The sequence below is a fragment of the Kibdelosporangium persicum genome (genome assembly GCF_013280595.1).
Lineage (GTDB): Bacteria > Actinomycetota > Actinomycetes > Mycobacteriales > Pseudonocardiaceae > Kibdelosporangium > Kibdelosporangium persicum.
The window spans coordinates 14,680-40,850 of the sequence record NZ_JAAATY010000012.1 but is presented as its reverse complement, the minus strand read 5'-3'; the positions used below and the strand labels follow the sequence as shown (position 1 = coordinate 40,850).

Annotated in this window: 22 protein-coding genes; 15 read left to right on the top strand and 7 right to left on the bottom strand. The window is 68.8% G+C overall.

Annotation, left to right across the window (positions count from 1 at the left end):
* The first annotated feature begins 16 nt into the window (after positions 1 to 16).
* The 4 genes from GC106_RS21875 to GC106_RS21860 all read left to right on the top strand — a co-directional run bounded on the left by GC106_RS21875 (position 17) and on the right by GC106_RS21860 (position 7,152).
* On the top strand, positions 17 to 1,084 hold the full coding sequence (locus tag GC106_RS21875; RefSeq protein ID WP_173133752.1) for a sensor histidine kinase: 1,068 nt from the start codon (positions 17 to 19) through the stop codon (positions 1,082 to 1,084).
* Entirely contained in the window at positions 1,072 to 1,716 is a 645-nt protein-coding gene (locus GC106_RS21870; protein WP_173133749.1) for a response regulator, read from the top strand. Before GC106_RS21875 ends, GC106_RS21870 begins: the two co-directional genes overlap by 13 nt.
* 143 nt (positions 1,717 to 1,859) lie before the next feature.
* Positions 1,860 to 5,219 carry a CARDB domain-containing protein gene (locus tag GC106_RS21865; protein ID WP_173133746.1) on the top strand — a complete coding sequence of 1,120 codons (3,360 nt, stop codon included), beginning with the start codon at positions 1,860 to 1,862 and terminating at the stop codon, positions 5,217 to 5,219.
* A 127-nt stretch (positions 5,220 to 5,346) separates the two neighbouring features.
* On the top strand, positions 5,347 to 7,152 hold the full coding sequence (locus GC106_RS21860) for an ABC transporter ATP-binding protein (RefSeq protein WP_173133743.1): 1,806 nt from the start codon (positions 5,347 to 5,349) through the stop codon (positions 7,150 to 7,152).
* Here the strand turns inward: GC106_RS21860 and GC106_RS47975 are convergent.
* Genes GC106_RS47975 through GC106_RS21845 form a run of 3 tightly spaced genes read right to left on the bottom strand, consistent with a single transcriptional unit; the run spans position 7,142 to position 11,004 of the window.
* Positions 7,142 to 8,326, bottom strand: a complete 1,185-nt coding sequence (locus GC106_RS47975) for a cytochrome P450 family protein (protein WP_217280822.1) — start codon at positions 8,324 to 8,326, stop codon at positions 7,142 to 7,144. The genes GC106_RS21860 and GC106_RS47975 overlap by 11 nt on opposite strands.
* A gap of 19 nt (positions 8,327 to 8,345) precedes the next feature.
* On the bottom strand, positions 8,346 to 9,086 hold the full coding sequence (locus tag GC106_RS21850) for an AfsR/SARP family transcriptional regulator (RefSeq protein ID WP_173133737.1): 741 nt from the start codon (positions 9,084 to 9,086) through the stop codon (positions 8,346 to 8,348).
* A 52-nt stretch (positions 9,087 to 9,138) separates the two neighbouring features.
* Positions 9,139 to 11,004 carry an ABC transporter ATP-binding protein gene (locus GC106_RS21845; RefSeq protein WP_173133734.1) on the bottom strand — a complete coding sequence of 622 codons (1,866 nt, stop codon included), beginning with the start codon at positions 11,002 to 11,004 and terminating at the stop codon, positions 9,139 to 9,141.
* A gap of 201 nt (positions 11,005 to 11,205) precedes the next feature.
* Here GC106_RS21845 and GC106_RS21840 point away from each other — a divergent pair, with 201 nt between their 5' ends.
* Positions 11,206 to 12,471, top strand: a complete 1,266-nt coding sequence (locus GC106_RS21840; protein ID WP_173133731.1) for a hypothetical protein — start codon at positions 11,206 to 11,208, stop codon at positions 12,469 to 12,471.
* Between the two features lie 5 nt (positions 12,472 to 12,476).
* Entirely contained in the window at positions 12,477 to 13,658 is a 1,182-nt protein-coding gene (locus tag GC106_RS21835; RefSeq protein ID WP_217280821.1) for an aspartate kinase, read from the top strand.
* A gap of 31 nt (positions 13,659 to 13,689) precedes the next feature.
* On the opposite strand, the gene GC106_RS21830 is transcribed toward GC106_RS21835, so the two are convergent.
* Positions 13,690 to 14,331 (bottom strand): sulfotransferase family protein, encoded by a 642-nt coding sequence (locus GC106_RS21830; RefSeq protein ID WP_173133728.1) that lies wholly within the window; start codon positions 14,329 to 14,331, stop codon positions 13,690 to 13,692.
* Between the two features lie 14 nt (positions 14,332 to 14,345).
* Complete coding sequence (locus GC106_RS21825) at positions 14,346 to 14,891, bottom strand: DUF998 domain-containing protein (RefSeq protein WP_173133725.1); 546 nt, start codon at positions 14,889 to 14,891, stop codon at positions 14,346 to 14,348.
* Between the two features lie 131 nt (positions 14,892 to 15,022).
* Here GC106_RS21825 and GC106_RS21820 point away from each other — a divergent pair, with 131 nt between their 5' ends.
* From GC106_RS21820 to GC106_RS21800, 5 genes are all read left to right on the top strand, one after another.
* Positions 15,023 to 15,349 (top strand): YciI family protein, encoded by a 327-nt coding sequence (locus GC106_RS21820; RefSeq protein ID WP_173133722.1) that lies wholly within the window; start codon positions 15,023 to 15,025, stop codon positions 15,347 to 15,349.
* Positions 15,346 to 17,298, top strand: coding sequence for a DUF6596 domain-containing protein (locus tag GC106_RS49375; RefSeq protein WP_312872782.1), 1,953 nt, complete (start codon positions 15,346 to 15,348; stop codon positions 17,296 to 17,298). Before GC106_RS21820 ends, GC106_RS49375 begins: the two co-directional genes overlap by 4 nt.
* 24 nt (positions 17,299 to 17,322) lie before the next feature.
* Complete coding sequence (locus tag GC106_RS21810) at positions 17,323 to 17,946, top strand: histidine phosphatase family protein (RefSeq protein ID WP_173133719.1); 624 nt, start codon at positions 17,323 to 17,325, stop codon at positions 17,944 to 17,946.
* A 70-nt stretch (positions 17,947 to 18,016) separates the two neighbouring features.
* Positions 18,017 to 18,415 (top strand): VOC family protein, encoded by a 399-nt coding sequence (locus tag GC106_RS21805; protein WP_173133716.1) that lies wholly within the window; start codon positions 18,017 to 18,019, stop codon positions 18,413 to 18,415.
* The gene (locus tag GC106_RS21800) at positions 18,412 to 18,960 is read left to right on the top strand and encodes a YdeI/OmpD-associated family protein (RefSeq protein WP_173133713.1); all 549 of its coding nucleotides are present in this window, start codon (positions 18,412 to 18,414) and stop codon (positions 18,958 to 18,960) included. The genes GC106_RS21805 and GC106_RS21800 overlap by 4 nt, the downstream gene beginning before the upstream one ends.
* Before the next feature lie 24 nt (positions 18,961 to 18,984).
* On the opposite strand, the gene GC106_RS21795 is transcribed toward GC106_RS21800, so the two are convergent.
* A complete protein-coding gene (locus GC106_RS21795) occupies positions 18,985 to 19,254 on the bottom strand; it encodes a hypothetical protein (RefSeq protein ID WP_173133711.1) in 270 nt (89 codons plus the stop codon).
* Between the two features lie 107 nt (positions 19,255 to 19,361).
* Between GC106_RS21795 and GC106_RS21790 the strand changes: the two genes are divergently transcribed.
* Complete coding sequence (locus tag GC106_RS21790) at positions 19,362 to 20,918, top strand: alpha-amylase family glycosyl hydrolase (RefSeq protein WP_217280820.1); 1,557 nt, start codon at positions 19,362 to 19,364, stop codon at positions 20,916 to 20,918.
* Positions 20,919 to 20,946: 28 nt separating this feature from the next.
* The gene (locus GC106_RS21785; protein WP_173133705.1) at positions 20,947 to 21,795 is read left to right on the top strand and encodes a glycosyltransferase family 2 protein; all 849 of its coding nucleotides are present in this window, start codon (positions 20,947 to 20,949) and stop codon (positions 21,793 to 21,795) included.
* On the opposite strand, the gene GC106_RS21780 is transcribed toward GC106_RS21785, so the two are convergent.
* Positions 21,792 to 22,829: an SPASM domain-containing protein gene (locus GC106_RS21780; RefSeq protein ID WP_173133702.1), complete on the bottom strand. Its 1,038-nt coding sequence runs from the start codon at positions 22,827 to 22,829 to the stop codon at positions 21,792 to 21,794. The genes GC106_RS21785 and GC106_RS21780 overlap by 4 nt on opposite strands.
* A gap of 72 nt (positions 22,830 to 22,901) precedes the next feature.
* Here GC106_RS21780 and GC106_RS21775 point away from each other — a divergent pair, with 72 nt between their 5' ends.
* Both GC106_RS21775 and GC106_RS47080 read left to right on the top strand, forming a co-directional pair.
* Positions 22,902 to 24,218 carry a cytochrome P450 gene (locus GC106_RS21775; protein WP_312872781.1) on the top strand — a complete coding sequence of 439 codons (1,317 nt, stop codon included), beginning with the start codon at positions 22,902 to 22,904 and terminating at the stop codon, positions 24,216 to 24,218.
* 168 nt (positions 24,219 to 24,386) lie between these two features.
* Entirely contained in the window at positions 24,387 to 26,132 is a 1,746-nt protein-coding gene (locus GC106_RS47080) for a sigma-70 family RNA polymerase sigma factor (RefSeq protein ID WP_246366538.1), read from the top strand.
* Positions 26,133 to 26,171: the final 39 nt, after the last annotated feature.

Genomic DNA, 26,171 nt, shown 5'->3' with positions numbered 1-26,171 from the left:
CGCCATGCTGCCGTTGATGGCCGCATGGCTGTCCATCCTGGACGGACCCAACCGCGGTCCGGTGTGGACCGTCCTGGCCGTGGCGACCGGGCAGACCTTCGCGATCGTGTGGTGCCGCCGGTTCCCGTTGACGGTGCTGATCGTCGTGATGGCGCTGGAGACCGTGCTGATCGTGGCCGACGCGGAGATCTTCGTCGCGTTCCTCGTCGCGGCCTCCGCGTTGGGCACGTGGGGCAAACCGCTGCAGCAGCGCATCGGGCTCACCATCGGCTTGTCGCTGCTGGCGGGCGGCATGGTGCTGAGCATCGGCGGCGGCTCGCCGACGGTGTTCGCCATGGTGGGCATCACGTCGGTGGCGCTGATGTTCGTCGGGTTCTGGATGAGCGGACGGCTCGGTGCCCGTCAACGCACCCGGATCCGGGAACTGGAGGCGGCACGAGCGGAGATCGAACGGCGTGCCGCCGAGCGTGAACGTGCTCTGCTGGCACGGGAACTGCACGACATCCTGAACCATTCAGTGACCACGATGGTGCTCGACGCGACCGCGGCCGCGGAGACCGGATCGGCCGACGAGACCCGCAGGACGCTGGAACGAGTCGCGCGGACGGGCCGCAACTCCCTCGCGGAATTGCGGCGCCTGCTCGGCGTGCTGCGCAGGAGCGCGTCCGCCGCCGACCACGACCCGCTGATCGTTCCGCCGGGGCTCGACCAGATCGAGGCGTTGGTCTCGGCGGTCCCCGGTCCGCCGATCACCGTGATACGGGAAGGAAACGAGGGACCGGTCGACGCCAGCATCTCGCACGCCGCCTACCGCGTGATCCAGGAGTCGCTGACGAACGTGATCAAACACGCCGGACCGGTGGCCACCACCGTGTCGCTCTCGTTCACCGCGGACCACTTGTCGGTGAGCGTCACCAACGCCCGGTCCACGCGGACACCCGGTCCGGGGACGGGCATGGGCTTGATCGGCATGCGGGAGCGTGTCTCGCTCGTCGGCGGCTCACTCACCGCGGGCCCGCGGCCCGACGGCGGGTTCGAGGTACGCGCCGTCCTGCCCACGAGGAGTGCCGAGTGCTCCGCGTAGTGGTCTGCGACGACGAACAGCTCCTCCGGGAAGCCCTGGTGAAGATCATCGACGCGGCGCCCGACTTGTCCGTGGTCGGCGTCGCGGCCAACGGCGCGCAGGCCGTGACCGCGGTGGACCAGCACGCGCCCGACGTGGTGCTGATGGACATCCGGATGCCCGTGCTGGACGGGATCGAGGCCACCCGCCGGATCGCCGGTCGCGCCCGGGTGCTCATCCTGACGACGTACGACCTGGACAGTTACGTCTACGCCGCGCTGCAGGCCGGGGCCAGCGGCTTCCTGCTGAAGGACGCGCCCAGCGAACGGCTGCGGGACGGCATCCGGATCGTCGCCGCGGGTCAGGCAGTGCTCGCCCCGGAGGCCACGGCCCGGATGATCGCCGCCTTCCGCCCCGCCATGCCCACCCCGGAGGACCAGGCGCTGGTGCGGGCCATCCGCGGCCTGTCGGTCCGGGAACGTGAGGTCTGCGAGCTGATCGCCGAGGGCATGGCCAACGACGCGATCGCCGAGCGGCTGCATATCAGCAGGTACACGGTGAAAGTGCACGTCTCGAACATCCTCGGCAAGCTGGGCGTTCCTGACCGGGTGCACGTGGTGCTGGCCTGGTCGCGGCTGCGCGGGCACGTCTGAACCGTTGACTTAACCGGCGAGCATCTGAAAACTTTGACGCTGACCCTGCAAGAACTCGTCCAACATGTGCAAACCTTCGGCAGGCGTGTCCTCGATGTCTGCCGATCACCCCTGCCCTTCGCCACACCAGAACAGAGGACACCATGGAACGTAAGCAGCGTCGCTTGCGGCTCATCAGCGGCATCCTCGCGGCGGGTCTGATCGCCGCGGGGATCGTGCCGAGCCCGGCCTCGGCGGCCGGCGGCCCCAACTTGTCCCTCGGCAAGACCGTCACCGCGAGCGGGACCCAGGGCGGGTTCCCGGCGGGCAACGTCAATGACGGCAATGCCCAGTCGTACTGGGAAAGCGCCAACAACGCGCTCCCGCAATGGGTGCAGATCGATCTCGGCGGTTCCGTCAGCGTCGACCAGGTCGTGCTGAAACTGCCCGGCTCGTGGGGCGCCCGCACGCAGACCCTCAGCGTGCAGGGCAGCACTGACGGCTCCACGTTCTCCGCGTTGTCACCGTCCGCGAACCGCGTGTTCTCGCCGTCGTCGGCCAACGCGGTGACCATCGATTTCAGTGCCACGAGCGCGCGATACGTACGCGTGCACATCACCGCGAACACCGGATGGCCTGCCGCGCAGGTGTCGGAGTTCGAGATCTACGGCACCGAAGAGGACCCGCCTCCTGGCGGGGGAGCGGTCAACCTGGCCGTGGGCAAGCCGATCGAGGCGAACTCGCACGTCCACAGTTTCGTCGCGGCCAACGCCAACGACAACAACGTCGGCACCTACTGGGAATCCGCCGGGTACGACGGCGTGCTGACCGTGAAGCTCGGCTCGAACGCCGACGTCAGTTCGGTCGTGGTCAAGCTCAACCCCGACCCGGTCTGGGGACCGCGAACCCAGACGCTCGAGGTGCTCGGCCGCGATCAGTCCGGCACGTCGTTCACGTCGCTGAAAGCCTTGGCGCCGTATGGATTCGACCCGGCGTCAGGCAACACGGTGACCATCCCGGTGACGGCACGCGTGGCCGACCTGCGGCTGCGGTTCACCGGCAACACCGGTGCTCCCGGCGGCCAGGTCGGCGAGTTGCAGGTGATGGGCACGGCCGCGCCGAACCCGGACCTGACCGTCTCGGCGTTGGCGTGGACACCTGCGTCGCCCACGGAGACCGACGCGATCACGGTCCGTGCGACCGTCCAGAACATTGGTCCCGCGGCCGCGGGCGCGACCACGGTCAACGTCAGTCTTGGCGGCGTTGTCGCAGGTAGTGCGCCTGTCGATGGATTGGCCGCCGGTGCGTCGACCACGGTCTCGGTGGACGTGGGGCGACGTGCGATGGGCAGCTACAACGTCACGTCGGTTGTTGATCCCAACAACGCAATTACCGAACAGAACGACGACAACAACAGCCTGACGGCGTCTTCGCAGCTCGTCGTGGGTCAAGCGCCTGGCCCTGACCTCCAGATCACCAGCATCACCTCCAACCCGCCGAACCCGGCGGTCGGTGCGACGGTCACGTTCAGCGTGTCCGTGAACAACCGCGGCACCACGGCGTCCGGTGCGACCACCGTGACGCGTCTGACGGTCGGCGGCACCACGTTGAACACGAACACGTCGTCGGTCGCCGCTGGGGCGACCGTCACCGTGCCTGTCAGCGGGAGCTGGACTGCCACGAACGGCGGTGCCACGATCACCGCGACCGCCGACGCGACGAACGTTGTCGCTGAGACCAACGAGACGAACAACTCGCTGGCCAAGTCGATCGTCGTCGGGCGCGGCGCGGCCCTGCCGTACGTCGAGTACGAGGCGGAAGCCGCCAACTACCAAGGAACTCTGCTGCAGACGGACCCGTTGCGGACGTTCGGGCACACCAACTTCGCCACGGAGTCGTCCGGCAGGCAGTCCGTGCGGCTGAACAACACCGGTCAGTTCGTCGAGTTCACGTCGACCAACGCGGCGAACTCCATCGTGGTCCGCAATTCCATTCCGGACGCGCCGAACGGCGGCGGCATCGACGCGACGATCAGCCTGTACATCAACGGGACCTTCGCCCAGAAGCTGACGCTGTCGTCCAAGCACAGCTGGCTGTACGGAACCACCGACGACCCCGAGGGCCTGACGAACACGCCACAGGCCAATGCGCGCAGGCTCTTCGACGAGTCGCACGCGCTGCTGTCCACTTCGTACCCGCCAGGCACGAAGTTCAAGCTCCAGCGCGACGCCGGTGACACCGCGGCGTTCTACATCATCGACCTGATCGACCTGGAGCAGGTCGCCCCGGCGGCGCCCCAGCCGGCCGGGTGCACCTCGATCACGTCGTACGGCGCGGTGCCCAACGACGGCATCGACGACACCGCGGCGATCCAGCGCGCGGTGACCGACGACCAGAACGGCGTGATCGGCTGCGTCTGGATTCCGGCCGGACAGTGGCGGCAGGAACAGAAGATCCTCACCGACGACCCGCTCAACCGCGGGCAGTACAACCAGGTCGGGATCAGCAACGTGACCATCCGCGGTGCGGGCATGTGGCACTCGCAGCTGTACACGTTGACGGAACCGCAGAACGCGGGCGGCATCAACCACCCGCACGAGGGCAACTTCGGCTTCGACATCGACAAGAACGTGCGGATCTCGGACATCGCGATCTTCGGCTCGGGCCGGATTCGCGGCGGTGGCGGCGCCGAGGGCGGCGTGGGGCTCAACGGCCGTTTCGGCACCGGTACGAAGATCAGCAACGTCTGGATCGAGCACGCGAACGTGGGTGTCTGGGTCGGCCGGGACTTCGACAACATCCCCGAGTTGTGGGGACCGGCCGACGGCCTGGAGTTCACCGGGATGCGAATCCGCAACACCTACGCCGACGGGATCAACTTCACCAACGGCACGCGCAACTCCCGCGTGTTCGACTCGTCGTTCCGCACGACGGGGGACGACTCGCTGGCGATCTGGGCCAACAGGTACGTCAAGGACCCGAACGTCGACATCGCGCACGACAACAGCTTCGTCAACAACACGATCCAGTTGCCGTGGCGTGCCAACGGTGCCGCGATCTACGGCGGCTACAACAACAAGATCGAGAACAACCTCATCTACGACACGATGAACTACCCCGGCATCATGCTGGCGACGGACCACGACCCGCTGCCGTTCAGCGGGCAGACGCTGATCGCCAACAACGGTCTGTACCGGGCGGGCGGCGTGTTCTGGGGTGAGCAGCAGAAGTTCGGCGCGATCACGTTGTTCGCCCAGAACCGTGACATCACCGGCGTGACCATCAGGGACACCGACATCGTCGACTCGACGTATGACGGCATCCAGTTCAAGGGCGGCGGTGGCACCATGCCGAACGTGGCCATCACCGGAGTCCGGATCGACAAGTCCAACAACGGCGCGGGCATCCTGGCCCAGGGCAGCGCCCGGGGAAGCGCGACCCTGTCCGGCGTGACCATCACCAACTCGGCCACCGGCGACATCGTGGTCGAGCCCGGCTCCCCCTTCACCATCACCCGCGACTAAACCCCTGAACCCCTCGTGAGTGTTTATCCGTGTTCTAACACTGATAAACACTCACGAGGGGTTAATCGATCGCCAGATCCCACCGGGCCGGGCAAGATGGGTGTTTCCGGCGGTGGGAAGGGGAAGGATGGCAGCTGAGAGGTCGACTCGTCGTCAATCGCTCACGTTGGCACTGCGGTACTACTGGCTGGAACTGGTCCGTCTCAAGCGATTCTCCGTACCCGCGATGGTTTTTCCCGCGCTGGGCAACACTTGTCTGTACTACGTCACGCCGCTCGTCGTAGCGCAGCTGGCCGGTCACCTCGCCGGCGGGGGCCGGGACGTGCTGTCCTACCTGGTGGGTTTCGCCGGGCTGTTGTTGCTCGCCGAGGTGTTCTGGCGGATCGGCGTGCACTGCCTCAACCGGGTGGACGGGCTGGGCAGCGAGCACCTCGGCGTCGTCGGCATGCAGGCGCTGCTGGCCAAGGACGCGGCCTTCTTCCACGACAACTTCGCGGGTTCGCTGACCAAGCGGTCGCTGAGCTTCGCCAGCCGGTTCACCGACATCGTCGACACGCTGGCGTTCTCGGTGGTCGCGAACTTCGTCCCGTTGGGTTTCGCGTCCGTCGTGTTGTGGACCTACGACCCCGTTCTCGTCCTGGTACTCGTCGGCATGATCGCGTTGACCGGCCTGGTCATCGCGCCCCTGATCCGGCGGCGTCAGATCCTTGTGGACAATCGGGAGGCCGCGATCGCCCGGGTGTCCGGGCATGTCGCGGACAGCCTGACGAACATGGAGACCGTACGGGCCTTCGCCGCGGAGGACCGGGAAGCGGCCGAGCACCGTTCGCGGGTCGCCGAGCACCGGCGGCTGGCGATGCGGTCGTGGGACTACGCGAACCTGCGGATCGACATGGTCGTCGGGCCGCTTTCGGTGCTGACCAACGCTTTGGGCCTGTTCCTCGCGATCACCCTCGGCAACGTCGGTGTCGAGGCGGTCGTGGTGACGTTCGCGTACTTCACGAACGCGACCCGGATCATGTTCGAGTTCAACCAGATCTACCGGCGGATGGAGAGCTCGCTGACCGAGGCCGCGCAGTTCACCGAACTGCTGCTCGACCCGCCGACCGTGGTCGACCCGGCCAGGCCGGAACAGCTGCGGCCGCAGGCCGCCGATGTCCGGTTCGACAACGTCGTCTTCGCGCACGCCGGCGCGCCGGACCTGTTCACCGGTCTCACGCTGACCGTGCCCAGCGGGACGAAGGTCGGGCTGGTCGGCCGGTCCGGCGGCGGCAAGAGCACGCTGACCAAGCTGCTGCTGCGGATGATGGACATCGACGGCGGCCGGATCACGATCGGCGGGCAGGACATCAGCAAGCTCAAACAAGCCGACCTGCGCAGCCTGATCGCGTACGTCCCGCAGGACCCGGCGATGTTCCACCGGACGCTGAAGGAGAACATCGCGTTCGCCCGGCCGGACGCGTCGGACGAGGAGATCCTGCGCGCGGCGGAAGCGGCGCACGTCACGGAGTTCGCGTCCGGGCTGCCGGACGGGTTCGACACCCTGGTCGGCGAGCGCGGGGTGAAGCTCTCCGGCGGGCAACGGCAACGTGTCGCCCTCGCCAGGGCGATCCTGCGCGACGCCCCGATCCTGCTGCTCGACGAGGCGACGAGCGCGCTCGACTCGGAGAGCGAAATCCTTGTCCAGGAAGCACTCTGGCGGCTGATGGAAGGACGGACCGCGCTCGTGGTGGCGCACCGGCTGAGCACGGTGGCGCGGATGGACCAGCTGGTCGTGCTCGACCGCGGCCGGATCATCGAGCAGGGCACGCACGCCGACCTGCTCGAGCTCGACGGCACCTACGCCCGGCTCTGGCAACACCAGTCCGGCGGCTTCCTCGAAGACGAAACCGAAGAGGACACCGCGCACGAGCCGAGCCGCGTCAGTCGGTGAACACGTCCAACCGGGCCAGCCCGTTGAGCAGCAGCGCCGGGTTGCGCGGCGCGTCCTCCTCGGGCCTGGCCAGGCGTAACGACGGAAACCTGGCCAGCACGTCGGTGAGTGCGATCCGCGCTTCCAGACGTGCCAACGGCGCGCCAAGGCAGTGGTGGATGCCGTGCCCGAACGCCATGTGCGGGTTGTCGGTCCGGGTGATGTCGAGCGAATCGGGGGCGGAGAACCGGCTCGGGTCGCGGTCCGCGGTGGCCAGTGTCGGCAGGACGACCTGGTTCGCCGGGATGGTGACGTCACCGATCCGCACGGGCGCCTTGGTGTGGGCCGGAACGGTGACCATCGCCGGACCGTCGTAGCGCAGCAGTTCCTCGATGGCGGACGGCATGAGCGTCCGGTCCGCGCGCAGCCTCTCGAGCTGGTCGGGATGCTTGAGCAGGTTGTAGATGCCTGTGCTGATGAGGTTGACGGTGGTTTCGTGACCGGCGACCAGCAGTACGAAGACCATCGAGGTGAGCTCGTCGTCGGACAGCTTGTCGCCGCCGTCGCGGACGGCGATCAGGTCCGACATCAGGTCGTCACCCGGATCGGAGCGTTTCTCCGCGATCAGGTCGCGGATCAGGTCGACCATCTCGGTGACCGCGGCGACGTACTCCTCGGCGGAGTGCGCGTATCCGGTGGTGACGATCGACGAGAGCCGCCGGAAGACGTCCTGGCGCAACGAGGGCACGCCGATCAGCTCGGAGATCACCGTGATCGGCAGGGGATAGGCGTACGCACTGACCAGGTCGACCGGTGACGCCGACAGCGAATCCAGCAGTGACGCGCTGATCTGCCTGATCCGCGGCTCCAGCGCGTCGATCCGGCGCCGGGTGAACGCGGCCGAGACAAGCCTGCGCAGCCGGGTGTGGTCGGGCGGGTTGGCGGACAACAGATGGGTGTTCATCGCGGCGATCAGGTCCGGCGGGAGGTGGTCGCGGTGCGGCACCTCCGTGATCGACTTGACGATGTCCGGGTTGGTCAGCGCCTGCCGCACCTCGGCGTGCCCGGTGATCAGCCAGACGGGCACGCCGGTGAACAGCGTGACCTGCTGGACCGGTCCGTTCTCGGCCAGGGCGGCGAATCCAGCGTACCGGGCCGTCCCGGTGGTCTCGGTGAAGGGTGAGGCTTCGGTCACCACACCACACTAGTCGCGGTCAGGCGGCCGTCGCACGAAGATCGCCACGCATGGATCCGGCCAGGATGCGCCGGGTCAGCCGGGTCGGTTCGACGTCCAGTTCCGCTCGCAGCCGCCGGGCGCAGAGCTGGTACCAGCTGTGCACGCGGCCCAGCTCGCCCAGCCGGGCATGCATGATCATCAGGGTCTGGTACGCGCCCTCGGCGCACGGGTCGATCTCCAGTATCCGCTTGCTCGCCTCGATCGCGTGCAGATAGTCGTTCTCCCGCAACGCGTCCGCGCTGATCTGACGCAACGAGTGCAGCACGAGCGCCTTGCACCACTCGCGGTGTTCGACGACCCAGTCGGCGTGCTCGCCCGCGAGGAACTCGCCCGAGTACAGCTCGACCACCCGCCGGTGGTGCGGCACGGCGGCGTCCCCGGCCTGGCGGGCCGCGCTGGCGCAGCGGGCCAGGTCCTCGAAGTCGATCCGGACGTCCCGCGTGGTCAGCCGGTAGTAGCCGTTGTCGTGCTCGATGGTGATCTCGTCGTGCGGGGCCAACATCTTGCGGACCGCGTGCATGGCGACCTTCAGCGAACTGGACTGCGGTGAGACGTCGCGCTCCGGCCACAGCACCTCGCGCAGCCGGTGCGCCGAGACCAGCCGGCCACGGTTGACCAGCAGGTACTGGAACAGGCTGCGGGCCTTGCCCGCTCGCCAGTGCAGCACCGGCCTGCCGTCGATCTCCACGGAGAAGTCCCCGAGGCACCGGATCTGCATGGTCGCTCCCCTCTCCAGGATGGATCCGGCTTCGACCCTGCCGCTCCAGGCGTCACGCGGCCGTCACTCGCTCGGCGAACTGCGTCCGGTGCAGCCGCGCGTACCTGCCGTTCTTCGCAAGCAGCGACTCGTGCGTGCCGCGTTCGGCGATCCGTCCGCCTTCCACGACGAGGATCTGGTCGGCGGCCCGGACGGTCGACAGCCGGTGGGCGATGACGATCGCGGTCCGGCCCGTCAGGGCGTCCGCCAACGCCTCCTGGACAGCCGCTTCGGAGGCCGAATCCAGGTGCGCGGTGGCCTCGTCGAGGATGACGACGCGTGGTTGGGCGAGCAGGAGCCGCGCGATGGTGAGCCGTTGCCGTTCCCCGCCGGACAACCGGTAGCCGCGCTCGCCGACCACGGTTTCCAGTCCGTCGGGCATGCGGCGGACCAGGTCGGCCAGTCGGGCACGGCGCAGTGCGTCCCAGAGTTCCGGTTCGGTCGCGCCGAGCCGGGCGTACGTCAGATTGGCCCGGATCGTGTCGTGGAACAGGTGCCCGTCCTGCGTCACCACACCGACTGCCGACCGCAGCGACCGGAACCGGATGTCCCGGACGTCCACACCGGACAGGCGGACCGCCCCGCTGTCCACGTCGTACAGACGGGGGACCAGCCCGGCGATGGTCGACTTCCCCGCTCCCGATGAGCCGACCAAGGCGACCATCTCGCCAGGCCTGGCACGGAAGGTGATGCCGTGCAGGACCTCTTCGCCGCCGTGCTGGTCGAACGACGTGACTTCCTCCAGCGACGCCAGCGAAACGTCGCTCGCGGCGGGATACGAGAAGCGCACGTCGTCGAACTCGACCGAGACGTCGCCCTCGGGAACCGCAACCGCGCCGGGCTTCTCGGTGATCATCGGTGGCAGGTCGAGCACCTCGAAGACCCGCTCGAACGACACCAGCGCGGTCATCACGTCCACCCGTACGCTGGCCAGCTGGGTCAACGGGGTGTAGAGCCTGGTCAGCAGCAGAGCGAGCGTGACGATCGTGCCCGCGGCCAGTTCGCCGGACAGGGCGAGGTAGCCGCCCACCCCGTACACCAGAGCCTGGGCCAGCGCGGAGACCAGCGTCAGACTGGTCAGGAACCAGCGGGTCAGCATCGCGGTCCGCACGCCGATGTCACGGACGCGGCCCGCACGCCTGCCGAACTCGTCGGCCTCCACCGCGGGCCTGCCGAACAGTTTCACCAGTGTCGCGCCAGGAGCCGAGAACCGTTCGGTCATCTGGGTGGTCATCGTCGCGTTGTGGTCGGCCGCTTCCCGTTGCAGGGCGGCCATCCGGCGGCCGAGTTTGCGCGTGGGCACGATGAAGATCGGCAGCAGGACCAGCGACAGCGCGGTGACCTGCCACGAGAGCGTCATCATCACGGCAAGCGTGAGCACCAGCTGGATGATGTTGGTGACCACACTGGACAGTGTGGACGTGAATGCCTTCTGCGCGCCGATGACGTCCGTGTTGAGCCTGCTGACCAGCGCGCCGGTTCTCGTGCGGGAGAAGAACGCCACCGGCATGCGCTGGACGTGTTCGTACACGGCCCGGCGCAGGTCGTAGATCAGCGCCTCGCCGATGTTGGCCGACTGCCAGCGCTCCGCGAGACCGATCACAGCACTGGCGACCGCGACGACGGCGATCGTGACGGCGAGCCAAATGACCACCGTCGCGTTCCCGTTGCCGACGATCGTGTCCACGATGTGTCCGGCGAGCAGTGGTGTGATCAGCAACAACACCGCGGCGACCACGGTGAGCAGCAGGAACACCATGAGCCTGCGGCGCAGCGGCCGGGCGAACTCGAAAACCCGGCGCACTGTGCCCTTGCGCAGGCCCTTGGGTGTGCTCGCGGCGTTGATCGCGCCCCGCATGATCCTGTCGGTGCCGTTCATCCCGCGAAGGTATGCACGCACGGTTAGAAATCAGTTAGGCCGGGCGGATAACCGAGGGTTAACTGATCAAAGCCTTGCGGTGGTTACCGTGCTGAATCAGCCGGGCACCGCGGGGAGGCCTCCGTGACCACAATGGACACCCGAGCACCAGGGACATCGGCCGGATCACCCGGACGGCAAGCTGTTGTGGAAGGGACGATCATGCGCGTCGAGGTGGGCCGGTTCACCGGTGCGGACTGGGAAGGCCCGGTCACATGGGCGCAGCACGCCCAATGGGACTCGATACACCGGCAGGACACCTCGGGCTGGTACCGCGACTGCGTGGCCGTCCTGCCGGTCGATGACACCCTGCCCGAGGTGCTCGCGCGGATCTCCCGGGCGGTCGGGCGTTACGAAGGCATGCGGACCCAGATCCTGCCCGGTCCGGTCCAGCGCCTGTGCGGCACGGGGGAGTACCCGGTCGAGATCGTGGAAGCCGGTGCCCGGCACGACTTCGTGGTCGATGAGGTGAGTCACCAGTTGCGGGCGGCCGACCGTTTCGAACGTGGTAGACAGCCGTTCGACTTCGCGGTGGTCACGCGGAACGGCACGCCGCGCAGCGTGGTGATGTGCGTGTCGAACCTGGCCATGGACGCTTCGGCGATCGGCCTGCTGGTGCAGACCGGCCTGGCCCCGCAAACCGACATCAATCCCCGTGACGTGCTCGCGTTGCAGGACGGTTATCGCTGGCGCAGCGACGAAGCGGTTGCTTTCTGGACTGCCGAGTTGGCCAAAGTAGACGCTCCCTTCACCGGTTACCGGGGTGGCGGCGGGACGCTCGCGGCCGGGCTGACGTCGTCGGCCAACGCCGCGCGGCTGGCGCGCCTGGCGAAGAGATCCACATCCCGGGCCGTCATGCTCGCTGTGGTCGCGATCGCGTTGCAGGCGGTGCACCGGGGAAGCCTGTGCCTGCGGCTGGAGGTGTCCAACCGGCACATGCCGCGCCTCGCCGAACACGTGGGAATCCTGGCGCAGAACACACCGCTTGTCGTCGACGTGGACCGTACGCGGACTTTCGGCCATCTGGTGGACGAGATGTGGCACGGCCGGATGAGATCCGCCCGCCACGCCATGTGGTCGCCTGTGGACCTGTCGGCGGCGCTGGACGCGGCCGGCCTGTCGCAGGAGACGTTCAGCGTCAACGATCTGCGGGAATGCGGGCTTCGAGCCGAGCCGCGCGCTCCCGACCCGGGCCGGGACTACGCGCTGCACGACCTGCCAGGGTGGCCGTACCAGCTGGGCCGTTGTTCGATCGCTTTCGCCGGGGACGCGACGCTTCTCACTCTGGCTGTGCGTGTCGACACGGCCTACGTGCCGCCTGGGCACGTAGGCCGGATCCTGCGCGCGATGGATTCCGTGCTGCGCAACGCCGCGCCGGACATCCGGGTCGCGGAGTTGGTCGATGCCATCGAACCAGCCGCGGCGTGATCGCCATGGATATCACCGTCCAGAAGTACGGCGGCAGCTCCCTGGCCACTGACGAGCAGGTTCTCGCCGTCGCTCGCCAGGTGGCTCGGGCCCACGGGACCGGCGCTGTGATCGTCGTGGTCTCGGCTCGCGGTGACGCCACGGATCGGCTGGTCGCGGCGGCCAGTTCGATCAGCGCCGCGCCGGACCTGGCCGAGGTCGACAAGCTGCTGGCGACAGGGGAGAACGCCGCCGCGGCTCTGCTGACCATCGCTTTGCGTTCGGTGGGCGTGCCCGCGGTGTCGATGACCGGGCCGCAGGCGGGGCTGCACGCGACCGGCCGGCCTGGCTCCGGTGTGGTGGATCGGGTGGACGTGACCCCGGTACGGGACTGGCTGGTGCGTGACCACGTCGTGGTGGTCGCGGGATTCCAGGCCGCCGGCCCGGACGGCGCGATCATCACGCTCGGCCGTGGCGGCTCGGACACGTCGGCGATCGCGTTGGCCATCGCGCACGGTGCTCGCTGCGAGATCTACACCGATGTGGACGGCATCCGGCAAGCCGACCCCAGGGTGATCCCGGCGCCGCCTCTGCTGCCTTCCCTCGACGCTCACACCATGGCCGAGATGGCGTACTCCGGCGCCCGGGTGATGCATTCGCGAGCGGTGGAACTCGCCGCGGCCCACGGCATCGACTTCACGGTCCGGCATTCGTCCGGCAGAGGCGACGGGACGACGATCACCGGCGACCTGGAGGCCCGCGTGGGTGTCACGGCGATCACGCATGTCTCGGACGTCGCCCAGCTTGTCGTCCGTGCCGGTGGATCGTTCCTGGAGATCGCCGCGGACGTGCTGGACGTCCTTGCCGAGTCGGCGATCCCGGTCGATTCGGTGACCTGGCGGGACGGCCTGTCGTGCTGTATCCCCGAATCGTCCGCAGTGGACGCTTTGGCCGCGTTGCCCGGCGCGTGGCTGCGGAGGTCCGTGGCGACCGTGTCCCTGGTCGGCGCCGGCCTGCTGAGCCGTCCCGGCCTGACCGCCCTGGCGTTGCGGGCCTTCCTGGACACCGGGATCGACGCGGAATGCGTGTCCTGCACCCAGGTCCGGACGACGTTCCTCGTCGACCGCGCCACGCTGCCCGACGCGGTGGCGGCCCTGTACAAGCAGTTCGGCCTCGACGGGGACCTGTCGGCGCTGGCGACCGCATAAGTCCCGGCGTGGAACCGTTCCGCCGGGCAGCTCAGCCGAGGTCTTCGGCCTGGCCGGTGAGCACCCGGGTGACGTTGCCCTGGAACGCGGCGGAGTCGTTCGACTGCGGGAACGGCATGTCCGGCACGCCGGCTCCGAGGAAGGAGCAGAGCGGCTCCCACCCCTGCCCGACCTCGTAGACCAGCAGGCGGGACGGCTCGACGCTCGCCAGCACAGCCTCGTTGTGCCGGGTGAACGCGGCGATGGTGGCGGCCTCGTCGAGGTCGCGGCGGAAACCTCGCCGCGCCATCGCCTCGGAGAACGGCGTCAGCAGCGCGGCGAGTTTCTCGTCGATGTTCTCGTTGCGGATCGGGTTCAGGATCGTGGCGCGGGCGCTGTCGTACCACTGTTTCGGGTCACGCACGCTGAGCAGGACCTTCGCCGACGGGTAGAGGTCCATCAGCTCGCGCCACAGCAGGCAGCCGGGGAAGTCCAGTGTGGCCCGGTAGCCGCTCAGCAGATCGGGCAGCACACTGGGGTCGCCGTCGAGCGCCGCGGTCCACGCGATCGTGGTCCTCGGTTGCTTGAGCACTTCGCTCATGTGGTGACAGGGTTCGAAACCGAGTGTCTCCAACGCCCGCTTCAACGAGGCCGTGCCGGTGCGGCCGAAGCCGGCCCCGATGATCTCGACCATGCGCACCCGTCCTCTCAGACCGCCACCACGGAGAGATCTTGACGGTACCTGGCGGCCACCGTGGAGATCCACAACATAGCCGCGATCGCTCCGGCGGCCAGCGTCAGAGAGCCGACTGGACCGCCGCTCATCGCCCAGAGGTCGCCGGCGAGCAGTGCCGTGCCCGCCGCCCACGAGACCCAGCCGAAGTGCTTGCCGAGCACGTAGCAGGCCGCGATCAGGCAGGCGAAGGAGATCGTGCCCGCCGCCATGTGGGCGTACGGCTGACTGTCCATGGTGAAGATCCCTGCCGCGACCATGCCGACGCCGTTGATCAGCACCAGCCGCGGCGCCCAGGTGCGGCCGAGCACCCGCCGCAGGCCGATCGCGCCGAGCACGAACAGCACGCCCGCGACGACGAAGTTCACGACCTGGATCCAGCCCGCCGGGCCGACGGCCAGCATGCTGAGCGGTTCACGGGCCAGCGAGTAACCGGGGCGGACGGCGGCCTGCGCGAGCGAGACGACGGTCCACAGCGGCGCGGCGACGATCCCGCAGGTGAGAAGCGTACGAGTGGTCATCTTTCCGGTCCTTTCGATCGGTGGTGCCTGCCTCGACGTCGGATCGACGATGTGACAGGGAACGGGTACATTCCCTGTCGCATGCGCGGTTCGACGTGAGGGCGAAACCTCACTCAGAAAGGCCCGAAACGATGCGTTACATGATGATGACCATGCGGGACGAGAACGAAGCCGCGCCGGACGAGAAGCTGTTCGTCGAGATGGGCAAGTTCGTCGAGGAACTGTCCGCGGCCGGAATCCTCGTCGCCACCGGCGGCCTCGACCCCGACGGCATGCTGATGACGGTGAAGGACGGCGAGCTCACCGTGACCGACGGCCCGTACGCCGAGGCCAAGGAGACGGTCGGCGGGTTCGCGTTGGTCGACGTGCGCTCCAAGGACGAGTTGGAGGAGATCGCCCGCCGGTTCTTCGCCATCACCGGCGGCGGCGTCAGCCGGGTGCACCAGGTCTTCGGGTGACCGACGCCCATCGAGCGATCGACGCGGTCTGGAAACTCGAGGCCGCGAAGATCATCGGCGGGCTGACCCGGATGGTGCACGACGTCGGACTGGCCGAGGAACTGGCCCAGGACGCGCTCGTCGCCGCGCTGGAACAGTGGCCCGAGTCGGGCGTCCCGGACAACCCGGGCGCCTGGCTCATGGCCATCGCCAAACGCCGGGCCGTCGACCACATCCGGCGCGCCAGGCTGGCGGAGAGCAAGCAGGCGCAACTCGTCCAGGACCAGCAGGACGACGACAGCGCCGACAGTGGCGACGATGACGTCCTGCGGCTGATGTTCATCACCTGCAGCCCGGTCCTCGCGCCGAAGGACCGTGCCGCGCTCACCCTGCGGCTGCTGGGCGGCCTGAGCGCGGCGGAGATCGCCAGGGCGTTCCTGACCACCGAACTGAACATCACCCAGCGGATCGCCGCGGCGAAACGCACGCTGGCCGAACACGAGCGGTCGCGGACCGCCGACATCCCCGCGATCCTCGAAGTCATCTACCTGATCTTCAACGAAGGCTATTCCGCCACGTCCGGCGATGACCTGATGCGGCCCGGCCTGTGCCTGGAAGCGTTACGGCTCGGCCGGATGCTGGCCACGCTCGCACCTCAGGAGGCCGAGGTGCACGGCCTGGTCGCGTTGATGGAGATCCAGGCGTCCCGGCAGGCCGCCCGGACCGGGCCGTCGGGCGAGCCGATCCAGCTGCACGAGCAGGACCGTGGCCGCTGGGACCCGGTGCTGATCCGCCGGGGCTTCACCGCGATGCTGCGGGCCCGTGACATCGGCGGCACACCCGGCCCGTACGTCCTGCAGGCCGCGATCGCCGTATGCCACGCACAGGCCCGAACCGCGCAGGACACCGACTGGATCCAGATCTCCAACCTGTACACGGCGTTGGTCCGGCTCCTGCCCACTCCGGTCGTCCAGCTCAACCGGGCGGTGGCGATGGGCAGGGCGTACGGCCCGGAAGCCGGACTGGCGCTGGCCGACCGCCTGGTGGACGATCCGGCTCTGCGGGACTACCACCTGCTGCCCAGCGTCCGGGGTGACCTGCTGGAGCAGGTCGGACGGCACGAGGAAGCGCGGCTGGAGTACCAACGGGCCGCCGCGCTGACGAAGAACGCCGCCGAGCGGGCCTTCCTGGCGCGGCGGGCGGCGTCGATTGTTCCGGCGTCGACCGGCCCCACCCTGGGGGACGCCACCCGTGATTTCCTCGCCCGTCCTGATCTGAACGCGGCCACGGTCCATTCCTACGGCCAGACACTGCGGCGGCTGAGCCGGGCGTTGGGGGAGCAGTTGCCGTTGCGCTCGCTGAAGTCCGAGCACGTGGCCCGGGTTTTCGCGACAGCGTGGCAGGACGCGGCCCCCAGGACGTGGAACCGGCATCGGTCGGCCATCAGATCCTTCGCGGTGTGGGCGGAGCTGGCGGGTCTCGACGCGGACCTGGACTGGCGCACCGAGTCGTCAAGTGGGACACCGGCGCTCGACCCCGTGCGGCTGGAAGCTGTCTGGGCACTGGACGTTCCGGTCCGGGAACGGGTGTTGTGGCGGTTGCTGCACGAGTCCGGCGCGGCGGTGACAACGGTGTTGTCGGTGAACGTCGAGGACATCGACTTCGACGACCGCAGGGCCAGGACCGGTCGTTCGTGGGTGAGCTGGCGTTCTGCGACAGCCGGCCTGTTGCCGCGGCTGACAGCCGGGCGGACACGGGGCCCGCTGTTCCTGGCCGACCGGCGGCCGGTCCCCGCGCGGATGCCCGCGCCCGGTGATCTCTGTCCGGAGACCGGCCGGGGCCGCCTGTCGTACCCGCGTGCGGAGTATCTGTTCAAACAGGCGACAAGGCGGATCGACCCCGCAGGCCGGGGGTACACCCTGAAACAACTCAGGGCGGGCAACCGTACCCGGTCCGATACGTCCCCCTGACAGAGATCCACCCGGGGAGGCACCATGGGCAGTCGCTACCTGTTTCTGACCAGGCACGGGGAGACACTGCCGGACGGGACGGCGTTGACGGAGACCGGCAGCCGCCAGGCGCGGCTGCTCGGGCGCCGGCTGGCGAACACCTCCTTCGACGTGATCCACCACGGGCCGCTGGCCCGCGCGGAGCAGACCGCGAAGCTGATCGCCGACCAGGTGGGCGGCGACGTGCCTCTGCACGCCGTGGAGGCCGCGGGCGACTACATCCCGTACATGCCGCAGCGTGCGGAACTGCCGGCGGAGTCGGCGGATCTGCTGCTCAGCTTCCTGAGCCAGTTCACGATCCTGGAACGCCAGCGCGGCGCCAAACTGGTCAAGGAGGCCGTCGCGCGGTTCACCGGACCGGTGGAGGGCGACGAGGACCGCTACGAACTGCTCGTCACCCACAACTACCTGGCCGGATGGCTGATCCGGGAGGCACAGGAGTCGCCCAGGTGGCGGTGGCTGGCGCTCAACCATGCCAACGCGGCGCTGACCGTCATCCAGTACGCGCCCGGGCGCGCGCCGGAGTTGCTCGTCTTCAACGACATGGGTCACCTGCCCGTCGACCTGCGGTGGACCGGCTTCCCGAGGGAATTCCGAACGCTGAGCTGAAAGTGCTCAGTTGATGAGCACTTTGGTGGACAGGATGGCGGCATCGGCTCATCGAGGGAAGGAAAGAGCGATGCTGCGAGGACTGGCCACCGTGAACATCTTCGCCGAGGACGTCCCGGCCGCCGTGGCGTGGTACAGCGAGGTGCTGGGGATCGAGCCGTACTTCGTCCGCGAGGCCGACGGCAAACCGGCGTACGTCGAGTTCCGCATCGGCGACTACCAGCACGAACTGGGCATCGTCGACGCCCGCTTCGCGCCGGACGACCGGGACCGGCCGGGCGGCGCGATCATGTACTGGCACGTGGACGACGTGCGGGCCGCCGTCGAGCGCCTCGTCGAGCTCGGTGCGAAGCCGCACATGCCGGTGATCGAACGCGGGCCGGGTTTCGTGCCCGCGTCGGTGATCGACCCGTTCGGCAACGTCCTCGGCGTCATGTACAACAAGCACTACCTGGAGATCCTCGGATGAGCACGTTCTACGCCCGCGACACGGCGGAGTGGCGTGCGTGGCTGGCCGGGAACTGCGACTCGGCCAAGGAGGTCTGGCTGGTCCTGCACCACAAGGACAGCCCGAACCCGAGTCCCCGCTACCACGAGGCGATCGAACAGGCACTGTGCTTCGGCTGGATCGACAGTCACCACCGCAAACGGGACGCGACCAGCTCGCGGCTCCGGTTCAGCCCGAGGAATCCGCGCAGCTCGTGGAGCGGGCTCAACCGGGAACGGGCCGCGCGGATGATCGAGCAGGGCCTGATGACGCCACGCGGCCAGGCCCTGATCGACCTCGCCAAGGCGACTGGAACGTGGCAGGCCCCGACGGTGCCCGCGGACCTGAAGGAGCTGCTGGACGGCAACGAGCCGGCGGCGGCGAACTTCGCCCGTTTCCCGCCGTCGTCGAAACGGCTGATCCTGGAGTGGATCTCGGCGGCGAAGCGGCCGGAGACCCGGCAACGCCGCCTCGTCCAGACCGTCGAGTCAGCCGCCCGCAACATCCGGGCGAACCACCCGCGCTGAACGGCCCGCGTGAAGAGCAGGGGGTCAGCCCTCTTCGACGCGCATGGCCTGCTGTTCCGGACCGGCCGGGTAGTCGTCACCGGCGCCCTCGGCGATCTCGGTCGGTTCCTCGTCGGCCGGGGCGCCACCGCCGTCCGGCGTCGCCAGTTGCGGCGCCTCGGTGCCGGTGCCGGTCTCCGGCCTGACGGCGTCCGGGTCGTTCTCGAGCCAGGTCTCCGGATCGTCGCGGGTCTCCGGTTCGTCCCGCAGCTCCAGGTTCTCCTGCTGCTCGGACTGTGGTCGCTGTTCGGTCATGAGGCATGCCTACCCGTGGGCCACGGGCGCAAACGATGTTTGGCGTCCGGCACGCGCGTTCACTCTTCGACAGAGGGCGTTCTGCCGACGGGGAAGGAGCCGCGCCGTTGACCGGACAGCATCCGTGGTGGCGAGAAGCGGTCGTCTACCAGGTCTATCCCCGTTCGTTCGCCGACGCGGCCGGTGACGGTGTCGGTGACCTCGCCGGTATCCGCCAGCACCTGGACCATGTGCGTGACCTGGGCGCGGACGCGATCTGGCTGTCGCCGGTCTACCGGTCGCCGATGGCGGACGCGGGCTACGACATCAGCGACCACACCGACATCGACCCGGCGTTCGGCGACCTGGCGGACATGGACGCGCTGCTGGCCGAGGCGCACCGGCTGGGCCTGCGGGTGCTGATGGACTTCGTTCCCAACCACACGTCCGACCAGCATCCGTGGTTCCGTGAGTCGCGGTCCTCACGCGACAACCCGAAGCGGGACTGGTACATCTGGCGGGACGAGCCGAACAACTGGCGGGCCGCGCTGGGCGCGGGCAGCGCGTGGACGTGGGACGAGCAGTCCGGCCAGTACTACCTGCACCTGTTCCTGCCCGAACAACCGGACCTCAACTGGCGCAATCCGGACGTGGTCGCGGCCATGCACGACGTGCTGCGGTTCTGGCTCGACCGGGGCGTCGACGGGTTCCGCATCGACGTGGCGCACTGCGTCGGCAAGGACCCGCAGTTCGCCGACGACCCGCGGTGCGCGGCGGGACAGCCGTTGTCGGACTTCAACGACCAGCCGTACAGCCACGAAGTGCTGCGCGGTCTGCGCGGGCTGATCGACTCCTATCCCGGTGACCGCGTGCTGGTCGGCGAGGTCAACATCCGCTCCACCCGGCAGGTGGCCGAATACTACGGCGCGGACGACGAACTGCACATGTCGTTCAACTTCCCGCCACTCGACGCGCCTTGGGACCCGGTGGTGTTCCGGATGTGCGTGCGTGAGGTGGAACGCGAACTCGGTGCCGCGGCGGCATGGCCGACCTGGGTGTTGTCCAACCACGACAACGAACGGCACCGCACTCGTTACGGTGGCTCGCTGCGCAGGACCCGGGCCGCGGCCGTCATGCTGCTGAGCCTGCGTGGAACGCCGTTTCTGTTCCAGGGCGAGGAACTGGGGCTGGAGAACGCGGTGATCACGCCCGAGAACCGGGTCGATCCGGGTGGCCGCGACGGGTCGCGTGCGCCGATCCCTTGGCTGGCACGGCATCCGCACGGCTGGTCCGGAAAGGACCCGTGGCTGCCGTTCCCGCCGGACGCCGGGGAGTTGTCCGCCCAGTCGTCCGCCGGCGATCCCGGCTCGGTCCTTCGGCTCTACCGGCGACTGATCGCCGAACGCAGGCGCAGCCCGGCGTTGCGGGCCGGTGACTGGACCGAGTTGCCCTCGCCGCCCGAAGTGCTCGCGTACGCCCGGCGAGCCGATGCCGACACCCGGATCACCGTGATCAACTTCGCCGATCACCCGCGGCGGTTCGATGTACGGGGTGACTGGCAGATCCGCGTGTCCAGCGATGGCGACGGCCAAGGTGAAGCCTTCACCGGCCGGCTGCTCGGTGAACAAGCGCTGCTGCTGGAGCCACGACAGGAAAATCCTGCGGCAGCGAGATCGCCTGTGTAACGGAGGAGGCAACGGGTAACACTCGCGAGTGGGTGAAACAACAGTTGTGATCGCCACGCGTGACCGCGTGGACGAGCTGGTGCGCACCTTGGCACATCTGAAGGACCTGTCGGTGCCCGTCATCGTGGTGGACAACGGTTCGTCCGACGGCACGGTGGCCCGCGTGTCCCAGGAGTTCCCCTGGGTGGAGACGGTGGCGCTGGGGCGCAACGTCGGTGCGTCGGCGCGCAACCATGGTGTGCGGCTGGCCCGTACGTCCTATGTGGCCTTCTGTGACGACGACTCGTGGTGGGCACCGGAAGCCTTGCGCAGAGCGGAGGAGCTGTTCGAACGGCACCCCAGGCTGGGCCTTGTCGCGGCCCGCGTCGTGGTCGAACCCGGCGGTGTCGTCGACCCGGTCTGTGCGGAGATGAAGTCGTCCGCGCTGGGCCGGGCCGACGACCTGCCCGGACCGTCCGTGCTGGGCTTCGTCTGCTGTGGGTCGATCGTCCGCAGGGAAGCGTTCCTGGCTGTGGGCGGCTTCAACCCGGTGCTGTTCTTCCCGGGTGAGGAACGCCTGTTCTCGTGGGACATGGCCGCGTCCGGCTGGGCCTGCTGCTATGTCGACGACGTGGTGGCCCACCATCAGCCGTCCAGTGTCCGTGGCCCGTCGGCGACCCGGCGGCGAGCGGAGCTGCGCAACGATCTGCTCACCACCTGGCTGCGCCGTCCACTGACCGTCGCACTGGCCGAAACCACAGCGCTGGCCAGGCGAGGTCTGGGCGACCGCGACGCGAGGGCGGCGCTGGGCGCGGCCCTGCTCCGGCTTCCCGCGATCGCCAGGCAACGACACCTGTTGCCCGAGACCGTGGAGCGACAGGTCGTCCTGGTCAGCTAGAAAATGCTGCGGTACAGGGAACAACCTCGGCAGACCTCAGGCGGGTCCTGGCTGCGCAGTCCCGCCCGAAAACGTTGGTAGCGCTCGCCTTTCCAGATCTCGGTGAACGGCTGTTCGTCGAGCCGGCCGAGAGTGGCCCGATCGCTGCCCATCACCATGCAGCACGGTTGCACCTCGCCTCGGTGGGTCACGTAAGCGGACTCCCACGGCCACGTGCATCCGACGGCATCGTCCCGTACCTGTTGCTCCGTCAACTCCGGTAGCCGGAGATCCAGGCCACGCCTGGCCGCCTTCGCGGCCGCCGCGGCGAAGGCACGCCGTGAGGTCTCCTGGTCTTCAGCCGCCACAAGGCTTTCCTCGGCGGTGTACGCCCGGATCGCGGAATAGTGTCCGGCCGGGTCGGTGTCGCTGAAGGTGTGGCTCAGGTTCTGCACCCACAGTTCGTCCACACCGACATCCGCGGCCAGGTCGACCAGGGCGGGCAGTTCGGCGACATTGCGCCGCATGGCCACGAACACCAGCTTGATGACCGGCTTGGTCGCGCCTGCCGCGGCCCGCTCGGCCACGAGCGTGCGCAGGTTCGCCACCACCTGGTCGAACTGTCCGGGCCGGGGCTTGAACGTGGTGGAATGCCGGACATCCTCGTAGGTGGACGCCGTGGCGCCGTCCAGGGAGATATGCACCCAACTGGTGCCCGCCGCCACCAGATCCCGGGCCCATTGGCGGTTCAACAGCACACCGTTGCTGTTGAAGCCGACCTGGACACGACGTTCGGTGGCGTAACGGATCATGTCCAGCAGGTGCGGCGCCAGCAACGGCTCACCCAGCCCCTGCAGCGTCAGCTTGGTCAGCTCGGGAAGCGTGTCGACCAGGTCGCGGAACGCCGGATACGACAACGCGCCTTCCGAGCGCCCCACTGGCGGGGCGTAGCGCACCAAGCACATCCGGCACCGGAGATTGCATGCGCCGGTCACCTCGACCTGCAGTTCCTTCGGCAGGTCCGGAACCAGTGAAAACTTGCCCGAAGTGCTCATCCCCACGGCGTTCCCGCTTCAGGCGCGGTTACACCACACGGATTGACGAGGCATGGTGGGTATTGTCGCGTGGTGACGACCTTGAAGGCGCGCTCCATCAGGTTGGTGAAGCCAGTGGTGCGATGGGGGCTGGCCCACGCCGTGCCCCGCGCCGCGCTCCGGGTGGCCGCTCGACGCGGGGACCTGCAGGCCCGTCTGGTCGACGAGGCCGAGAAGGCGCCGACCGCCGCGCTGGACGGCCTGTTCACCGAGATCCGTGACCTGGGTCCCTTGGTCAGGACGAGGTTCGCCTTCGTCACCGCCACCCACTCGACGGTGAAGGAAGTGCTGACGAGCAACGACTTCCGGTCCGGGGTAGGGCCGAGCGGCGACGGGCTGCTGCCCCGGCTGAGCCGGTGGTCGGCGCCCGACGTGCTGCATCCGGTGGCGCCGCCGTCCCTGCTGGCGACCGAACCGCCGGAGCACACCCGTTATCGCAAGCTCGTCACCCGGGTTTTCACCGTCCGCGCGGTGGAGAACCTGCGTGAGCGCACCGAGCAGATCGCCAACGACCTTCTCGACACTCTCGATCCGTCGCGGCCTGTCGACCTCGTCAAGACGTACTGCAGCCTGCTGCCCGTGACCGTGATCGCCGAGATCCTCGGCGTCCCCGAGGAGCAACGGCAACGGGTGCTGGAACTCGGCGGGGCGGCCGCGCCCAGCCTCGACATGGGCTTGTCGTGGCGGGAGTTCCGCAACGTGGAGGCGGCGCTGGCGGCGTTCGACTCCTGGCTCGCCGATCACCTCGACCACCTGCGGTCACACCCCGGCGACAACCTGATGAGCCGGATCATCGCCGCACGCGAGGACGGCGTCAGCCTGACCGACGCGGAGCTCAGGGCCACCGCCGGGCTCGTGCTCGCCGCGGGCTTCGAGACGACCGTCAACCTGCTCGGCAACGGGATCGCCCTGCTCTGCCGGAATCCCGCCCAGCTCGGAGCGCTCCGCGACGACCCCGGCTTATGGCCGAACGCCGTCGAGGAGACACTCCGCGTCGATCCCCCGGTGTTGCTGACCGGACGGACTTGCCTGCGGGACACCGAGATCGCGGGCGTACGCGTCCCGGAAGGCGCCATCGCGCTCACCGTGCTGGCGGGCGCGAACCGTGATCCGGCCCTCTTCAGCGACCCGGCGACCTTCGACGTCACCCGCGAGAACGCCCGGGAACACGTGTCGTTCTCCGCCGGCCGCCACTACTGCCTCGGCGCCTCGCTGGCGCGGATGGAAGGCGAGGTCGGCCTCCGCGTCCTGTTCGACCGCTTCCCGGACCTGCGCCTGCGCCCCGGTGCCACCCGGCGCGGCACCCGCGTGCTGCGCGGATACGAGCACCTGCCCGCCCTCCTGCGCTGACCGCATGATCCGTCGTGAGTGTTTATCAGGGTTCTAACGCCGACAAACACTCACGAGGGGGGCGTGGCCATGGCCGTGGTGCAATCGCGGTTACCGATAAGGTCCCCTTCATCACTCACAGCATCGGAAGGGGGACGACCGTTGATCGGGCACCCCGATGAACGCGAGATGGAGCGGTGGCGGTCCAGCGACGCGGCCGTCATGCGGGCCGACCTCGATCGCGCTCTCGGCCTGGACACGGGGAGTCTGCCTGCCGGCACTGAAGACGCGGCACCGCGCAGGCCGGCTGACCGCCCGGCGTCGCGTCCACCACGTGCCCGGCCCACCGCGAGCGTCCGGCCTGCTGACCGGGAACCGGACGTCACTCGATGGGGTGACACTGCGAAGGAGGCTCCGCGCCAGCCCTCGGACGCGGAGCTGATCGAGGCCGTGCGCGGCGGAACGATCCAGGCTTACGCACAGCTGTATACGCGTCACGTGCATGCCGCTCAGAACCTTGCGCGCCAGGTGGCCCGGTCACCGGTCGAGGCCGAGGACTTGGTGTCGGACGCCTTCGCCAAAGTCCTCGCGTCGTTGCTGGCGGGCGGCGGTCCCGACTCGGCCTTCCGTCCGTATCTGCTGACCGCCTTGCGCCACACGGCCTACGACAAGACACGGCGGGATCGGAAGGTTGAGCTGGCCGACGACGTGGAGGCCGTGACGGGCGTAGAACGTGTTACCAGCCTGCCGTTCCACGACACGGCCGTGACCCAGCTGGACCGGTCGCTGGTAGTCCGGGCGTTCGCGAGCCTGCCTGAGCGTTGGCAGACGGTGTTGTGGCACACCGAGATCGAGGGCCAGGCACCCGCTGAGATCGCGCCACTGCTCGGCCTGACCCCCAACAGCGTCTCCGCGACGGCCTACCGGGCCCGTGAGGGCTTGCGGAAGGCGTACCTCCAGGCGCACGTGACGCACAATCCGCCCGAGCGCTGCCGCGCTGCCGCCGCCAAGCTGGGCTCGTGGACCCGCAGTGGCCTGTCCAGGCGGGAAACCGCGCAGGTGGAGGCGCACCTGGACGGCTGTGTCGAGTGCCGGGCACTGGCGGCGGAGTTGGCCGACGTCAACGGAGCGCTGCGCGGCGTCGTGGCGCCTCTGGTCCTCGGCGTCGGTACCGCCGGTTACCTGGCCGCCGGGACGGGCAAGGCGGCCGCGGCGGTGTCACTCGCCGCGAGCAGTTCCACCTCGGTGCTGCCTTGGCTTGGTGCGGCGACTTCGACGGCGGTGCTCGTCATCGCCATCACGTCGGGAGCGGACGCGCCGAACCAGTCGATCGGCCCCACCACGGTCGCTGAACCGCCGCCTGTGTCGAGTACCAGCGGCCCCACGACGGCCGCGGCGACTGGGCCTGCCGTCTCGGCCACCCTCACGCCGAAGGCCACCCCACCGCCACCGCCGGTCACGGCGGCACCTGCGGCGGGCCAGCCGAGCGCCGCCTCGCCGAGGAACACGCCAGGCGCGGGCACGGCCACGCCCGCCCTGACGCTGACCGTCCCCAGCGGTTTCACCACGTCCACCGGAGGACCGCCCACCACGCTGCCGATCACCATCCGCAACTCCGGTACGGCCCCCGCGCCGCCCCCGACGTTGACGTTGTCCCTGCCCGACGACGTCAAGGTGGTCGGACCGGGCAACAACCTGCTCGGCAAGCCCTTGCTGCAGATGGACGGCGCCGCGCAGCAGACCGTCTCCTGCCCGGCGGGCAAGGACACGGTGGTCTGTGCGGCGGACCAGCAAGTGGCGCCAGGCGACTCGGTGACGTTCGTCTTCCGTCTGCTCGCGGGGCCCAAGGCGGTGAGCGGCACCATCACCGCCACCACGGACTCCGCGGTCCCGCTGCGGACGGAGGTTCCTGTCACCATCACGCCGAAGAAGTAGCACCGGGCCGGCACGCTGGTCTTCCCGGCATCCCGCTCG

Bases quoted from the DNA above. Each gene is read 5' to 3' on its own strand.
- GC106_RS21875 (WP_173133752.1), top strand. From the start codon at position 17: ATGGCCGCATGGCTGTCCATCCTGGACGGACCCAACCGCGGTCCGGTG.
- GC106_RS21865 (WP_173133746.1), top strand. From the start codon at position 1,860: ATGGAACGTAAGCAGCGTCGCTTGCGGCTCATCAGCGGCATCCTCGCG.
- GC106_RS21860 (WP_173133743.1), top strand. From the start codon at position 5,347: ATGGCAGCTGAGAGGTCGACTCGTCGTCAATCGCTCACGTTGGCACTG.
- GC106_RS21850 (WP_173133737.1), bottom strand. From the start codon at position 9,086: ATGCAGATCCGGTGCCTCGGGGACTTCTCCGTGGAGATCGACGGCAGG.
- GC106_RS21845 (WP_173133734.1), bottom strand. From the start codon at position 11,004: ATGAACGGCACCGACAGGATCATGCGGGGCGCGATCAACGCCGCGAGC.
- GC106_RS21840 (WP_173133731.1), top strand. From the start codon at position 11,206: ATGCGCGTCGAGGTGGGCCGGTTCACCGGTGCGGACTGGGAAGGCCCG.
- GC106_RS21835 (WP_217280821.1), top strand. From the start codon at position 12,477: ATGGATATCACCGTCCAGAAGTACGGCGGCAGCTCCCTGGCCACTGAC.
- GC106_RS21830 (WP_173133728.1), bottom strand. From the start codon at position 14,331: ATGGTCGAGATCATCGGGGCCGGCTTCGGCCGCACCGGCACGGCCTCG.
- GC106_RS21825 (WP_173133725.1), bottom strand. From the start codon at position 14,891: ATGACCACTCGTACGCTTCTCACCTGCGGGATCGTCGCCGCGCCGCTG.
- GC106_RS21820 (WP_173133722.1), top strand. From the start codon at position 15,023: ATGCGTTACATGATGATGACCATGCGGGACGAGAACGAAGCCGCGCCG.
- GC106_RS21810 (WP_173133719.1), top strand. From the start codon at position 17,323: ATGGGCAGTCGCTACCTGTTTCTGACCAGGCACGGGGAGACACTGCCG.
- GC106_RS21805 (WP_173133716.1), top strand. From the start codon at position 18,017: ATGCTGCGAGGACTGGCCACCGTGAACATCTTCGCCGAGGACGTCCCG.
- GC106_RS21800 (WP_173133713.1), top strand. From the start codon at position 18,412: ATGAGCACGTTCTACGCCCGCGACACGGCGGAGTGGCGTGCGTGGCTG.
- GC106_RS21795 (WP_173133711.1), bottom strand. From the start codon at position 19,254: ATGACCGAACAGCGACCACAGTCCGAGCAGCAGGAGAACCTGGAGCTG.
- GC106_RS21780 (WP_173133702.1), bottom strand. From the start codon at position 22,829: ATGAGCACTTCGGGCAAGTTTTCACTGGTTCCGGACCTGCCGAAGGAA.
- GC106_RS47080 (WP_246366538.1), top strand. From the start codon at position 24,387: ATGGAGCGGTGGCGGTCCAGCGACGCGGCCGTCATGCGGGCCGACCTC.